This is a genomic window from Streptomyces lydicus (assembly GCF_000717345.1).
GTDB classification, from domain to species: Bacteria; Actinomycetota; Actinomycetes; order Streptomycetales; family Streptomycetaceae; genus Streptomyces; species Streptomyces lydicus.
Genome location: NZ_JNZA01000035.1, coordinates 1 through 14,316 on the forward strand (window position 1 = coordinate 1; position 14,316 = coordinate 14,316).

Here is a 14,316-nt window from a genome sequence, read left to right on the forward strand (position 1 = left end):
TGGTGCCGTGCATCGCAAGGCGGAGGAGGGAGTCAGGGCGGAGCCCTGGCGACCGACGACAACGCGGCGAGGTGCGGTGCCAGACCCCGCGAGCCCGGCCTGATCCAAACGACAGCCCCTACGGCAGGGGGGCGGGCGCGTCCTGGTCCGTGCCGGAGAGGTTGAGGACGGCGCGGGACACCGATGCGGGTACGTCGGCCATCACCAGGTGGCCGGCCGGGGCGGCGACGGCGAAGCGGCCGCCCAGTTGCGCGGCGAGCGCCCGCTGGCGCTCCAGCCAGCGCAGTTGGCGGGCCGTCTCGCTGCCGTCGTAGGCGGCCAGGACCGTCACCGGCACGTCCGGCATCGGGTGGCCGGGGCGCAGCGCGGCGAGCTCGGCGGCCTGGTACGGGTAGGTCGCGTTCTCCAGGGCACAGGCGCGCAGGACCCGGCTGGTGCGGTAGCCGACGCGCTCCCACGGGTGCGGCGGATGGCTGCCGACGGTCGAGGCGCGGCCTATCAGGCGGCGGGTCGCCGGGCCGAGGGCGCGCGGGACGCCGGCCGCGGACAGGGCGTCGGCCAGGCCGCCCGCCCAGGCCGTCCGCACCGCGCGCGGCAGCCGGGGCCGCGGGTCCTCCTCGATGCTGCCGTCGACCAGGACGAGCCCGGCGCAGCGGCCGGGGTGCAGCCGGGCGAACGCCTCGGCGTGGAAGCCGGCGAGCGAGTGGCCGACGACGGTGGCCGGGCCCGGATGGCCGAGCGCGTCGAGGAGACCGGCGATCCGGTCGGCCTCGCCGGCCAGCGTGGGCGGGCCCGGCGTGGGGGCGCTCAGGCCGAGACCGGGGCGGTCGAAGCGGACGACGGTGCGGTACGGGGCCAGCAGCGCGGCGACCGCGTCCCAGTCGAACCAGGCCATGCCGAGGCCGCCGCTGAGCACGCAGAGCGGCCCGCTGCCCTCGGTCAGGACGTGCAGCGGCACGCCGTCGACGCGCAGGAAGCGGCCGGGGACGGGCAGGGCCTGCGGGGAGGGGAGGGGGCCTTCGGGGCGGCGGCGAGGTCGGTTCATCGGTCTCCTTCTCCTGCGGTGCGCTCGGGACGCGGGGACGGTCGGGCGGCCGGCGGGCCGGGCGGGGCGGCGGCTCCGGGCCGTCCCACGCACCACGCGAGCAGCGCGACGTACAGGGCGACCAGCAGGACCTGGAGGCGCTGACCGGCGCCCAGGGCCCAGGTGCCGCGGCCGGCGGTGAAGGCCGCGACGGAGGCCAGCGTCCAGAAGGTGGCGGCGAGTTCGGCGAGCACCAGGGGCGGACCGAGGCGGCCGAGCGCCGGCCAGCGGTCGTCGCGGCGGGCGGCGAACGTCAGCAGGGCGAGCGCGGCGAGCGCGCCGGCCATGGCGCAGGAACTGCTGACGGCGTGCGCGGCGTGGGTGGCCGGCACCAGGCCCGCGGTCTCCCGGGCCGCGCACGCCGGGTCACCGGTCGGCGCGCAGCTGAGCGGCAGCCGGGAATCGACGGCGGTGGCGGCGCCGAAGAGGGCCAGCGCGCACCAGCCCGCGGTCGCCCAGGGCCGGCGCTCCGTCGTCAGCAGCGCGGCCGTCGCACCGGCCAGCACCAGCAGTCCGGCGGCGAGGTCGGTGGCGCGGAAGAGGCCGCCGAGCGGCTGGTCGGCGGCGGCCAGCTCGCTGACGTACGCCTGGACGGGGTCGAGCCCCGTGACGAGCACCAGCTCCAGCACCCATGCGGTGTACGCGGCCGCGCCGAGCAGCAGCAGGGCGGCGGCCACCCGGCTGCGGGCGGGGGCGGAACGGGTACGGGTCACGGACATCCAGGTGTTCGGGTGGACCGGCCGGCCGTCGTGCCGGATGCGTCGTGGGCGCGGGAAGGCCAAGGATAGGCGGGCGGCACCCCGTTCGGCGGTCCACGGATGGAGAGCCATACCCCTCGGGGGTAAGGTGCCAAGGACGGCCGCCCCCGGGTCGGTCCGCCGGATCGTCGTTTCCGTCGAGAGGTCCGCGATGCGTGAACAGGGCAAGGCCGCCGCGTGCCGCCGCCGGCTGCCGCTGTTCGCGGCGCCGGTCGCCGTCACCGGCGCCGAGGACCTCCCGCGCGCGGCCCCCCGCAGCCGCCCGCTGCGCGGCCGGTGGCTCATACCCGCGTCGCCGCGCCCCCCACTCCCCGCCCGACTGTCGGTGCCGCGCGTGTAGGACCGCGCCCCGCCGCCGACACCCCTCGGAGTCCGCGGCAGCGCCCCTCCCCCACCCCACCCCACCGACACCGCCACGAGGTGCTCCATGCCTACGCACTCCCGACGCGCCCTGCTCGGCGCGGGTTTCGCCGCCGTCGGCAGCGGACTGCTGGCCGCCTGCTCCACCGGGGACGGCGGTTCGCCCGCCGGCACGGACGTGGGCAACAGCCCCCACGTCCCGCACGCCACGCACGGCTCACACGGCCCGCACGCCGCCCACAGCCACCACGGGGCCGAGGGTCACCACGCCGCCCACGACCACCGCCACAGCCACGTACCCGCCCACCACCGATCCGACGAGGACCCCCCGTCGGGCTACGTCTCCCCCGACGGCCCGGAGGTCGCCGAGGTCGAGCGGAAGCGCGGCCTGACCGGCCCGGTGCGCCGCTTCACGCTGACCGCCGCCGAGGCCCGGATCGACCTGGGCGGACGGACCGTCAAGACCTGGGCGTACGACGGCGAACTGCCCGGCAAGGAGATCCGGGTCACCGCCGGCGACCGGATCCAGCTGACCCTCAACAACCACCTGCCGCAGTCCACCAGCGTGCACTGGCACGGGCTGCACGTCCGCAACGACATGGACGGCGTCCCCGGCGTCACCCAACGGGCCGTCCGGCCCGGCTCCTCCTTCGACTACCGCTTCGTGGCCGCGGAGCCGGGCACCCACTGGATCCATCCGCACGTCGGCGTGCAGCTGGACCGCGCGCTGTACGCCCCGCTGATCGTCGAGGACCCGAAGGAGCCGCTCTCCTACGACAAGGAGTGGGTGGTCCTGCTCGACGACTGGCTCGACGGGATCCACGGCAGCACCCCGGACGCGGTGCTGGCCGAGCTGACCAAGGGCCATCCGCACGGCGGCATGGGCCACATGGGCGGCATGCACGCGAGCGAGAGCGGCAGATCGCACCACCGGCACCGCGCGCACGGCAGGAGCGCGCACTTCGCCGCCTCGGGCGCCCACGGGCCGTCACGGCTGCTCAGGGGCGGGCGGAGCCGGCTGCTCGGCGGCGATCCGGGCGATGTGGACCACCCGTTCCACCTCATCAACGGCCGGCTGGCCGAGGACCCGGAGACCTTCCACGCCCGGCCCGGCGACCGCATCCGGATCCGGATCATCAACGCCAGCGGTGACACCGCCTACCGCGTCGCGCTCGGCGGCCACCGGATGACCGTGACGCACACCGACGGCTACCCCGTCCAGCACGCCAGGACCGATGCGCTGCTGATCGGCATGGCGGAGCGCTACGACGTCCTGGTCACCGCCAAGGACGGGGTCTTCCCGTTCACCGCGCTCGCCGAGGGCAAGCACCGGCGCACCGCGCTCGCCGTGCTGCGGACCGGAACGGGTGCCAAGCCCGGCGCGTCCACCCGCCCCGAGCAGCTCGACAGCAGGCCGATGACGGCGTATCAGCTCAAGGCCGCCGAGTCGGTGCGGGCCTCGCGGCGCAGCCCCGACCGCACCATCGACATGACGCTCACCGGCAGCATGGCGAAGTACAACTGGTCGATCAACGGGCGGCCGTACACGCCGTCGCAGCGGTATCCGGTGCGGCAGGGCGAGCGGGTGCGGATCGTCTTCCGCAACCACTCCCGGATGTGGCACCCGATGCACCTGCACGGGCACACCTTCGCGCTGCCGGACGGCGGCCCCCTCAAGGACACCACGATCCTGCTGCCCGGCCGCCGGGTGCCGGTCGACTTCGACGCCGACAACCCCGGGCTGTGGATGGTCCACTGCCACAACGTGTACCACTCGGAGTCGGGGATGATGACGATCCTGGGCTACCGCTCGTCGCGGTGAGGCGGGCGGCCGCGGACCACGGGCGGCCCGCACGGCAGGGGCGGGCCGCCCGTCCTTCCCGCCGCGCCGCCACCGGCCCGTCCTCGGTGCGCCACACCGCCGAGGCGCCGTCGACCCCCCATTGCGTCAGTAAGACGATTAGACTGGCGGGGTGCCTCAACTTCGTCTCGCCCTCAATCAGATCGACTCCTGCGTCGGCGATCTCGTCCAGAACGCCGAGACGATCGTGCACTGGACCCGGCACGCCGCCGACCAGGGCGCACACCTCGTCGCGTTCCCCGAGATGGCGCTGACCGGCTATCCCGTCGAGGACCTCGCGCTGCGCGGGTCGTTCGTCGAGGCCAGCCGCGTCGCGCTGCGCCGGCTGGCCGGGCGGCTGGCCGCCGAGGGGCTGGGCGACCTCCCGGTGATCGTCGGCTACCTCGACCGCGCCGCGCAGGACCGGCCCCGCTACGGGCGCCCGGCCGGCGCCCCGCAGAACGCCGCCGCCGTCCTGCACCGCGGCGACGTCGTGCTGTCCTTCGCCAAACACCACCTTCCCAACTACGGGGTCTTCGACGAGTTCCGCTACTTCGTCCCCGGCGACACGCTGCCCGTCGTACGGCTGCACGGCATCGACATCGCGCTCGCCATCTGCGAGGACCTGTGGCAGGACGGCGGCCGGGTGCCCGCGACGCGGACGGCCGGGGCCGGGCTGCTGGTGTCCGTCAACGCCTCGCCGTACGAGCGGGACAAGGACGACACCCGCCTGGAGCTGGTCCGCAGGCGGGCCCGGGAGGCCGGCTGCGCCACCGCCTACCTGGCGATGATCGGCGGCCAGGACGAGCTGGTCTTCGACGGTGACTCGATCGTGGTCGACAAGGACGGCGGGGTGATCGCGCGGGCGCCGCAGTTCGCCGAGGGCTGCGTGCTGGTCGACCTCGACCTGCCCGCCGCCGCGCCCGAACCGCCGGCCGGCGTCCTGGACGACGGCCTGCGCGTCGACCACGTCACGCTCTCCGCCGACCCGCTGCCGGCGTACCCGCCGGAAACCGTCGGCGGCCAGGCCGAACGCCTCGGCGACCTGGAGGAGATCTACACCGCGCTGGTGGTCGGCCTGCGCGCGTACGTCGCCAAGAACGGCTTCACCAGCGTGGTCCTCGGCCTCTCCGGCGGGATCGACTCGGCGCTGGTCGCCGCCCTCGCCTGTGACGCCCTGGGCGCCGCCCACGTCCACGCCGTGGCGATGCCCTCGCGCTACTCCTCCGACCACTCGCTCACGGACGCCGCCGAACTCGCCCGCCGCACGGGGCTGTCCTTCCGGACGGTCCCGATCGGCCCCATGTTCGACGCGTACATGGAGGCGCTGTCGCTGACCGGCCTCGCCGAGGAGAACCTCCAGTCCCGGCTGCGCGGCACCACCCTGATGGCGATCTCCAACCAGGAGGGCCACCTGGTCCTGGCCCCCGGCAACAAGTCCGAGCTGGCCTGCGGCTATTCGACCCTCTACGGCGACTCGGTGGGCGGCTACGGCCCCATCAAGGACGTCTACAAGTCGGTCGTCTACCAGCTCGCCCGCTGGCGCAACGAGGCCGCCGCCGACCGCGGCCGGACCCCGCCGATCCCGGAGAACACCCTCACCAAGCCGCCGAGCGCCGAGCTGCGCCCCGGCCAGGTCGACACCGACTCGCTCCCCGACTACGACGTCCTGGACCGGATCCTGGCCTGCTACGTCGACCAGGACCGCGGCCGCGAGGAGATCATCGCCCAGGGCTTCGACGAGGCCCTGGTCACCCGGGTCCTGCGGATGGTCGACCACGCAGAGTACAAGCGCCGGCAGTACCCGCCGGGGCCCAAGATCTCCGCCAAGGGCTTCGGCAAGGACCGCCGGCTGCCGATCACCAACCACTGGCGCGAGGGAAGCTGACGGGGCCGGGACGCGGGCGGGGGCCGGCCCGCCGCCCGGCGGGCGGGCGCGGCGGACCGGTCAGCCCGGGCGCCCGCCGCCCACGGCCGTGGTGACGCCCGCGTCCTCGCTGCGGGCCACGATGCGCGACGGGTCGTGGGTGCCTCGGTCCAGCAGGCCCGCCACCACCGCGACGGCCAGGCCGAGCGCCGCCAGTACCGCGCCCACCAGCGTCGGCGAGGTCCAGCCCCAGTTGGCCGCCAGGGCCAGGCCGCCGACCCAGGCGCCGCCGGCGTTGGCGAGGTTGAACGCGGACTGGTTGGAGGCCGCGGCCAGGGTGGGCGCCTGGTGGGCCTTGTTCATGACCAGCATCTGCAGCGGGGTCGTGGTCAGGAAGCCGACCGCGCCGATGAGGACGACGGTGACCAGGGCCGCCCACTTCACCTGGGCGGTGAAGTGGAACGCGGTCAGGACCAGGGCGAGGGCGGCCAGGGACCCGTAGAGGGTGGGGCGCAGCGCCCGGTCGGTGAGCGGGCCGGCGGCCAGCGCGCCGAGGGTCATGCCGATCCCGAAGAGGGCGAGGACCAGCGGGACCGACCCTTCGGCGAAGCCGGTGACCTGGGTCATCATCGACGCCAGGTAGCTGTAGACGGCGAAGATGCCGGCGAAGCCGAAGACGGTGGTGAGCAGGCCGAGCAGCACCTGCCGGTCGGCCAGGGCGCGCAGCTCGCGCCCCAGGCCGGTGCGCTCCTCGGCCGGGAGCTGCGGGATCAGCTTGGCCAGGGCGGCCATCGCGACCAGGCCGATGACGGCGACGATCAGGAAGGTGGCGCGCCAGCCGAACTGCTGGCCCAGTGAGGTCGCGGCGGGGACGCCGACGATGTTGGCGATGGTCAGGCCGAGGAACATCGTGGCGACCGCGCGGGCCTGCCGCCCCTCGCGTACCAGCCGGGCGGCGACCACCGCGCCGACGCCGAAGAACGCGCCGTGCGGGAGGCCGGCCAGCAGCCGGCCGACGATCAGCAGCCCGAAGTCGGGGGCCAGGGCGGAGGCGAGGTTGCCTGCCGTGAAGACCGCCATCAGCGCGACCAGCATCCGCCTGCGCGGGATGCGGGAGCCGAGCGCGGTCAGGAGCGGGGCGCCGATGACGACACCGAGGGCGTAGGCGGAGACGAGGTAGCCGGCGGTGGGCACCGAGGTGCCCAGGTCGTCCGCAACGTTGGGCAACAGGCCCATCATCACGAATTCCGTGGTGCCGATACCGAAGGCCGAGATCGCGAGTGCGAGCAGAGCCAAGGGCATGAAGACCTGGACCTTTCGGGGGACGTTCCGTACAAGGACTTCGGGTTAAGTTCTCTTACGGAACAAAGTGTCGCAGGCCCAGTATTCCGACGGGGGAACGGGACGTTACGAGCCCGCGTCGTTCCCGGTCCCCCGCCCGTCGGCGCAGGTCAGATCTTCACGGACGCGGCGACCGGCAGGTGGTCGCTGCCGGTCGACGGCATCACCCACGCCTTGACCGGGTCCATCCCCTTCATCATGATCTGGTCGATCCGGGCCATCGGGAACGCCGCCGGCCAGCTGAAGCCGAAGCCGTCACCGGCCGCGCCCTGTGCGGAGCGCATCTGCGAGGTGACCGGGGCGAGCGAGCGGTCGTTCATGGTGCCGTTGAGGTCGCCGAGCAGCATGACCTTCTTCACCGGGTCGGCGGCGATCGCCTCCCCCAGCGCCTCGGCGCTGCCGTCGCGCTGATTGGCGGTGAAGCCGGCCTCGACCTTGACCCGTACCGACGGCAGGTGCGCCACGTAGACGGCGAACTGCCGGCCGTCGGCGGCGGTGACGGTGGCGCGCAGCGCGCGGGTCCAGCCCATCTTGATGTCCACCGGCTTGGTGTCGGTCAGCGGGCGCTTGCTCCACAGCCCGACGGTGCCCTCGACCGTGTGGTACGGGTACGCCTCGGCCAGTCCCTTGCGGTAGCTGGGCAGCGCCTGGCCGGTCAGCTCCTCCAGGGCCACGACGTCGGCGCCGGACGCCACGATGTCCCGGGCGGTGGCCGCCGGGTCGGGGTTGTCGGCGTTGACGTTGTGGCTGACGACGGTGAGGTTGCCGGCGGCGCCGGCCTTGTCGGTGAGCTGCCCGCCGAAGAGGTTGATCCAGGCGAAGGCCGGCAGGACCAGCGCGATCAGCGCGGTCGTGGAGCGGCGCAGGACCGCGCAGAGCAGCAGCAGCGGGATGCCCAGCCCCAGCCACGGCAGGAAGGTCTCCACCAGACTGCCCAGGTTCCCGACCGCATTGGGGATCCGGGCGTGCAGGATCATCACCAGCCCGAGCAGCACCGCGAGCACCGCGAGCACCAGGCCGCGCCGCCACATGCCTTCCGGGCGCCACCAGTTCCGCAGGCGTTCGGCCCGGGAACCGGCCCGTCCGGGCCCCTGTCCCTGTCCCGGCTCCGTCATGTATGCCTGCGCCATGTAGCTGTCCTCACTGCCTTGCTCCGGTGCGCCTCGCCTGTGATCCACGACCCTAGGCGATGGCCGTAATGCGCTTTCTTAGATTCGTGCTGCGCCTTGTCGCAGGGGAGGACGGCACGGCGCGGGGTCGGGGTTCCGGCCCGGGGGATCGTGACGGCGGCTGTGACAGAACGGGCATGGTCCGGTCATATGAGCGGGTGGAACGGGGCGGCCGCACCTCGGGCCGGCCGGGCCCCAACTCCGGGGAGCGGGCGCCGGATTCAGCCCGCGGCGGCCCGCGGACCGGGCCGTACGCCCTCCAGGACCATGTCGACGACATCCGCGGCGAACCCCTCGGGCAGCTCCTTCCACTCGTGGAGGAGCGCGCGGGCCAGCAGCGGACCGACGAAGAGGTCGGCGAGGGTCTCCGGGTCGCGGTCGGTGCGGATCTCACCGTTGGCCATCCCGCGCCGCAGCACGTCGAGCAGCGCCTCGTGGCGGCCCCGCACCACCGTGTCGTGGTACTCGGCCCACAGCTCGGGCTGGGTCTGGACGTGGGCGACGACCGTGCGCAGCAGCGCGGAGCTGCGCCTGGCCAGGCCCCGGCGGCGCAGGAACTCCAGCAGGGAGACCAGGTCGTCGCGTACCGAGGCGCCGTCCAGCCGGGGGCCCTGGGCGTCGAGGGACCGCATCACGTCGAGCATCAGGGCGCTCTTGCCGGGCCAGCGGCGGTAGACGGTGGCCTTGCCGACGCCGGCCTCGCGTGCGATCCGCTCCATGGACAGGTCGCCTATGGAGACGCCGTCCTCGATGAGGCGCAGCACGGCCTCGATGATGGCGGAGTCGGCCGCGGCGCTGCGCGGCCGGCCGCGGCGCCCCGGGGCCGCCGGGCCCGGCCGCGTCCCGGCCGCCGCCACCTCGGGGTCCTCCGCCGCCCGGCTCATCTCGCTGCGCCCGCCTTCCGCTCGTCCCGCGGCTCCGCCGGCTGCGGCGCCGGTTCCATTTTGCCCGGCAGGAACGCCAGCACGACGAGGGCACCGACGATCGAGACCGCGGCCGAACCGAGGGCGGTGACGTGCATGGCGTGCAGGAACGCCCGGTCGGCCGCGGCGGCCAGCGGGCGGCCGGCCGGGCCCATCCCGGCCGCGAGACCGAGGGTCGCCTCGATGGACTCGCCGGCCGCGTGCCGGGCCGCGGCCGGCAGGCCGGGCAGCGCGTCGAGCCGGCCCTGGATCCGGTCGCGGTAGCTGGTGGAGAGCAGCGAGCCGAGGACCGCGACCCCGAGGGTGCCGCCGACCTGCCGGAAGACGTTGTTGAGCGCCGAGCCGGAGCCGGCCTTCTCCCGTGGCAGCGACTGCATGATCGCGACGGTGACCGGCGGCATGATGTGCGCCATCCCGGCCCCCTGGAGGAAGAACAGCGCCTCCATGACCCAGAGCGGGGTGTCGGTGTCCAGCAGCAGCAGTCCCACCATGGTGTCGGCCACCACGAACATGCTGAAGGTGCACACCGCGCGGGCGCCGAAGCGGTCCACGGCCAGCCGGGCCCGCGGCGCGAAGATCAACTGTGCCGCGGCCAGCGGCAGGATCAGCAGGCCCGCCTGCAGCGGGCTGTAGCCGCGCACGCTCTGCACGTAGAAGACGATGAAGAACGTGACGCCCATCAGCGAGAAGAAGACCAGCGCGATGGCGGCGACGGCGGCGGAGAAGGCGGGTTTGCGGAAGTAGCCGATGTCGATCGACGGATGGTCGCTGCGCTTCTGGTGCACCACGAACACCCCGAGCACCACCAGGCCGCCGGCGACCGTGCCGACCACCTGCGGGTCGGTGAAGTCGGCGAGCTGGCCGCCCTTGATGATCCCGTAGACCAGCAGGACCAGGCCGACGACGGACAGCAGCACCCCGGCCGGGTCCATCCGGCCGGGGGCGGGGTCCCGGGAGTCGGGCACCAGGATCAGCATCGCGGTCAGCGCGATCAGCACGATGGGGACGTTGACCAGGAAGACCGAGCCCCACCAGAAGCGGTCGAGCAGCAGACCGCCGGCGATCGGGCCGATCGCGATGGCCAGGCCCACGCCGCCGGCCCAGATGCCGATCGCCCGGGGCTGCTCGTCGCGCTCGAAGACGTTCATCAGGACGGCGAGGGTGGCCGGCATGACGAAGGCGCCGCCCAGGCCCATCACGGCACGGAAGGCGATCAGCTGAGTGGGCGAGCCGGCGAACGCGGCGAGCACCGAGCCGGCGCCGAAGACCGCCAGACCGAACAGCAGCACCTTCTTGCGGCCCAGGCGGTCCCCGAGCAGGCCGGAGGTGAACAGCAGCCCGGCGAAGACCAGCGTGTAGGCGTTGATCGCCCACTCCAGCTCACTCTGGGTGGCACCGAGACCGGTGGGGCGTGGCGTGGCGATCGTCTTCATGGCGACGTTCAGGATGGAGTTGTCCAGCACCACGATCAGCAGGCTGAGCATGAGCGTGTACAGGATCGCCCAGCGGCGGCGGTGGATGCGGTCGGGGACCTGACGGACGGGCGGCCCGCCGGGCGGGGTGGAAGAGGTGGCCATAACGGCACCTTACGGCTTTCGATACGGATCCGTTCCGTATCGAAACTCACGAATGGAGCAACCGCGGACCGGGACAATTCGGGGCGGGCCGCGCCGCAAACCGGGACGGGCGTCACAGCCGGCCCCGCGTCGCTCCCCTTTTCCTTTGCGCGCGGGCCGTGCCAGCATGGTGGGGAGTCCGGGGACACCGTCAGGGTGCCTCGAGATGACGAACAGGAGCCGTCACCATGACGCAGCCTTCGCCTGCCCAGAAGCCGGTCCCCAAGTCGCTCTACGGGGGAACGAGCTCGCGCCGGATCACCGTGCGCGACATCGCCGCCGCCAAGGAACGCGGCGAGAAGTGGCCCATGCTCACCGCATACGACGCGATGACCGCCTCCGTCTTCGACGAGGCCGGCATCCCCGTTCTGCTCGTCGGCGACTCGATGGGCAACTGTCACCTCGGCTACGACTCCACGGTGCCGGTCACCATGGACGAGATCACCCTGCTGTCCGCCGCGGTCGTACGGGGCACCAAGCGCAGCCTCGTCGTCGGCGACCTGCCGTTCGGCTCGTACCAGGAAGGGCCGGTGCAGGCACTGCGCAACGCCACCCGGCTGATGAAGGAGGCCGGGGTCGGCGCCGTCAAGCTGGAGGGCGGTGAGCGCTCCGCCGACCAGGTGGAACTCCTGGTCTCCTCCGGCATCCCGGTGATGGCGCACGTCGGCCTCACCCCGCAGTCGGTCAACGCCTTCGGCGGCTACCCCGTGCAGGGCCGCGGCGAGGAAGCCGCCCAGCAACTGCTGCGGGACGCCAAGGCGGTGCAGGACGCCGGCGCGTTCGCGGTCGTCCTGGAGGCCGTACCGGCCGAGCTGGCCGCCGAGGTCACCCGTTCGCTGCACATCCCGACCGTCGGCATCGGCGCGGGCCTGGAGTGCGACGCGCAGGTACTGGTGTGGACCGACATGGCCGGAATGACGGCCGGCCATGTCCCGAAGTTCGTCAAGCAGTACCTGCAACTGCGAGACCTGCTCGGCGACGCGGCGAAGGCATTCGCCGAGGAGGTCGTGGGGGGCACGTTCCCTGCCGCGGCGCATACGTTCCACTGAGCCGACCACGTTGTTGTCTGTCCCGCCGTGGTGGTTGCTCGCCGTTGCGCTTTGCGGCGCCCCCGCACGTTGTCGTCTGCGGCGCCGTGCTCGTTGCTCGCCGTGGCGCCTGCGGCGGGCGTGAGTGGTCGGGTGCGGTGCCGCTCCTCCGGACTTCGTCCTGCGGCGCGGCCCCTCCCGTAGTGGGTAGGAAAAAGGCCGGTGGGGGCGGGAGTCTTACGGACGCTCGCCCCCACCGGCCTTTGTCTGTCCACTCACGGGAGGGGCTGGACCGGAGGACGAAGTCTGGAGGGCCGGCACCGCACCCGACAACAACCCGGCCCGCCGCAGGCGCAACGGCGAGAAGGCACACGGCGGGACGGACAACAACGTGGGATGTCGGAAAGATGTCGGCGGCCTGTCGGTGGCCCCTGGCACCGTAAGGGGCATGACGCGACAGACGATAACCACCAAGGGCGGCAACGCCGTGGAGGTGCGCGGTCTGGTCAAGCACTTCGGCGAGGTCAAGGCCGTCGACGGGGTGGACCTGGACGTGAAGGAAGGCACCGTGCTCGGCGTGCTCGGTCCCAACGGGGCCGGCAAGACGACGCTCGTACGCTGCTTGTCCACCCTCCTGGTGCCGGACGCCGGCCACGCCGTGGTGGCGGGCTACGACGTGGTGCGCCAGCCCCGCGCGCTGCGCCGCACGATCGGCCTGACCGGGCAGTACGCCTCGGTCGACGAAAAGCTCTCCGGCTGGGAGAACCTCTACATGATCGGGCGGCTGCTCGATCTGTCCCGCAAGGACGCCCGCGGCCGCGCGGACGAGATGCTGGAGCGGTTCTCGCTGACCGAGGCCGCCAAGCGGCCCGCGGCCAAGTACTCGGGCGGTATGCGCCGGCGGCTGGACCTGGCCGCCTCGATGATCGGCCGCCCGGCCGTCCTCTATCTGGACGAGCCGACCACCGGCCTCGACCCCCGCACCCGCAACGAGGTGTGGGAGGAGGTCCAGCGGATGGTGCGCGAGGGCGCGACCGTACTGCTGACGACCCAGTACATGGAAGAGGCCGAGCAGCTGGCGAACGAACTGACCGTGATCGACCGCGGCCGGGTGATCGCCGAGGGCCGGGTCGACGAGTTGAAGGCCAAGGTCGGCGGGCGCACCCTGCAGATCCGGCCGGCGGACGCGGGTGAGCTGGACCGGATGGTCGGCGCCATCGCGCAGGCCGGTCTGGACGGCATCGCGGGCGCGACGGCTGACCACGACGGAGGTGTGGTCAATGTCCCGATCATCAGCGACGAGCAATTGACCGCGGTGGTCGGGGTGCTCGGCGCGCGGGGCTTCGCGCTCGCCGGGATCTCCACCCATCTGCCCAGCCTGGACGAGGTGTTCCTGGCCATCACGGGCCAGAAGACGTCCGACGCGGCGGACGGCGGCCCGGCCGGCGACGCCGCCGACCAGCAGTACGCGGAGGTGACGGCATGAGTGCCGCGACGATGACGGCGCCGGTGACCAGGTCCGGTGCGGACGAGGGCCGGATCGGGCTGCGCAACAACCTGCGGCACATCGGCGCGCTGGCCCGGCGCAACGCCCTGCAGATCAAGCAGGACCCGGAGTCGATGTTCGACGTCCTGCTGATGCCGGTCATCTTCATCCTGTTGTTCGTGTACGTCTTCGGCGGCGCGATCGCCGGCAGGGGCAACCAGCAGGAGTACGTGCAGTACCTGGTGCCCGGCATGATGGCGATGATGGGCATGAACATCGCCATGGCGGTGGGCACGGGCGTCAACGAGGACTTCCGCAAGGGCGTGATGGACCGCTTCCGGACGATGCCCATCGCCCGGTCCTCGGTCCTGATAGCGAAGATCGTCGTCGAGATCGTCCGGATGCTGATCGCCACCACGATCCTGCTCGGCATGGGCTTCCTGCTCGGTCTGGAGATCCGTGGCAGCGTCCTGGAGTTCCTCGGCGCGATCGTGCTGGCCACCGTTTTCGGTGCGGCGCTGATGTGGATCTTCATCCTGCTGGGACTCGCCGTGAAGACCCCGCAGGCGGTGCAGGGCATGGCGATGCTGGTGCTGATGCCGCTGCAGTTCGGCTCGTCGATCTTCGCGCCGCCGACGTCGATGCCCGGCTGGCTGGAGGGCTTCACCAAGGTCAACCCGCTGTCCAACCTGGCGGACGCGGCCCGTGCGCTGATCAACGGCCAGGGCGCGGTGGCGCATCCGGTGCTGGTCACTCTCGGCTGGGCGGTCGCCATCACGGCCGTCACCATGCCGCTCGCGGTCGCCAAGTTCCGCAGCAAGACCTGACGCGCGTCCCGCAGGGG

The 14,316-nt window shown here is 73.0% G+C and carries 12 protein-coding genes; 6 read left to right on the forward strand and 6 right to left on the reverse strand.

The window, feature by feature from the left end:
* Window positions 1–118 precede the first annotated feature (118 nt).
* Together OO62_RS27900 and OO62_RS27905 are read right to left on the reverse strand one after the other, a co-directional pair.
* Entirely contained in the window at window positions 119–1,045 is a 927-nt protein-coding gene (locus OO62_RS27900; protein ID WP_078617387.1) for an alpha/beta fold hydrolase, read from the reverse strand.
* A complete protein-coding gene (locus OO62_RS27905; RefSeq protein WP_398742058.1) occupies window positions 1,042–1,797 on the reverse strand; it encodes a DUF998 domain-containing protein in 756 nt (251 codons plus the stop codon). The genes OO62_RS27900 and OO62_RS27905 overlap by 4 nt, the downstream gene beginning before the upstream one ends.
* Before the next feature lie 196 nt (window positions 1,798–1,993).
* Between OO62_RS27905 and OO62_RS27910 the strand changes: the two genes are divergently transcribed.
* The 3 genes from OO62_RS27910 to OO62_RS27920 all read left to right on the forward strand — a co-directional run bounded on the left by OO62_RS27910 (window position 1,994) and on the right by OO62_RS27920 (window position 5,930).
* Window positions 1,994–2,182: a hypothetical protein gene (locus tag OO62_RS27910; RefSeq protein ID WP_033270390.1), complete on the forward strand. Its 189-nt coding sequence runs from the start codon at window positions 1,994–1,996 to the stop codon at window positions 2,180–2,182.
* Between the two features lie 87 nt (window positions 2,183–2,269).
* Window positions 2,270–4,024, forward strand: coding sequence for a multicopper oxidase family protein (locus tag OO62_RS27915; RefSeq protein WP_033270391.1), 1,755 nt, complete (start codon window positions 2,270–2,272; stop codon window positions 4,022–4,024).
* 151 nt (window positions 4,025–4,175) lie between these two features.
* A complete protein-coding gene (locus OO62_RS27920; RefSeq protein ID WP_033270392.1) occupies window positions 4,176–5,930 on the forward strand; it encodes an NAD+ synthase in 1,755 nt (584 codons plus the stop codon).
* A 60-nt stretch (window positions 5,931–5,990) separates the two neighbouring features.
* Here the strand turns inward: OO62_RS27920 and OO62_RS27925 are convergent, their stop codons facing one another.
* From OO62_RS27925 to OO62_RS27940, 4 genes are all read right to left on the reverse strand, one after another.
* Entirely contained in the window at window positions 5,991–7,211 is a 1,221-nt protein-coding gene (locus OO62_RS27925) for an MFS transporter (RefSeq protein ID WP_033270393.1), read from the reverse strand.
* Window positions 7,212–7,360: 149 nt separating this feature from the next.
* On the reverse strand, window positions 7,361–8,365 hold the full coding sequence (locus tag OO62_RS27930) for an endonuclease/exonuclease/phosphatase family protein (protein ID WP_063739063.1): 1,005 nt from the start codon (window positions 8,363–8,365) through the stop codon (window positions 7,361–7,363).
* A 275-nt stretch (window positions 8,366–8,640) separates the two neighbouring features.
* Window positions 8,641–9,303: a TetR/AcrR family transcriptional regulator gene (locus OO62_RS27935; protein ID WP_033270395.1), complete on the reverse strand. Its 663-nt coding sequence runs from the start codon at window positions 9,301–9,303 to the stop codon at window positions 8,641–8,643.
* The gene (locus OO62_RS27940) at window positions 9,300–10,919 is read right to left on the reverse strand and encodes an MFS transporter (protein ID WP_033270396.1); all 1,620 of its coding nucleotides are present in this window, start codon (window positions 10,917–10,919) and stop codon (window positions 9,300–9,302) included. The genes OO62_RS27935 and OO62_RS27940 overlap by 4 nt, the downstream gene beginning before the upstream one ends.
* Before the next feature lie 227 nt (window positions 10,920–11,146).
* Here OO62_RS27940 and panB point away from each other — a divergent pair, with 227 nt between their 5' ends.
* The 3 genes from panB (at window position 11,147) to OO62_RS27955 (ending at window position 14,299) form a co-directional block, all read left to right on the forward strand.
* Complete coding sequence (gene panB / locus OO62_RS27945; RefSeq protein WP_033270397.1) at window positions 11,147–12,007, forward strand: 3-methyl-2-oxobutanoate hydroxymethyltransferase; 861 nt, start codon at window positions 11,147–11,149, stop codon at window positions 12,005–12,007.
* A gap of 427 nt (window positions 12,008–12,434) precedes the next feature.
* On the forward strand, window positions 12,435–13,472 hold the full coding sequence (locus tag OO62_RS27950; RefSeq protein WP_033270398.1) for an ATP-binding cassette domain-containing protein: 1,038 nt from the start codon (window positions 12,435–12,437) through the stop codon (window positions 13,470–13,472).
* Window positions 13,469–14,299, forward strand: a complete 831-nt coding sequence (locus OO62_RS27955) for an ABC transporter permease (RefSeq protein ID WP_033270399.1) — start codon at window positions 13,469–13,471, stop codon at window positions 14,297–14,299. Before OO62_RS27950 ends, OO62_RS27955 begins: the two co-directional genes overlap by 4 nt.
* The last annotated feature ends 17 nt before the right edge of the window (window positions 14,300–14,316 follow it).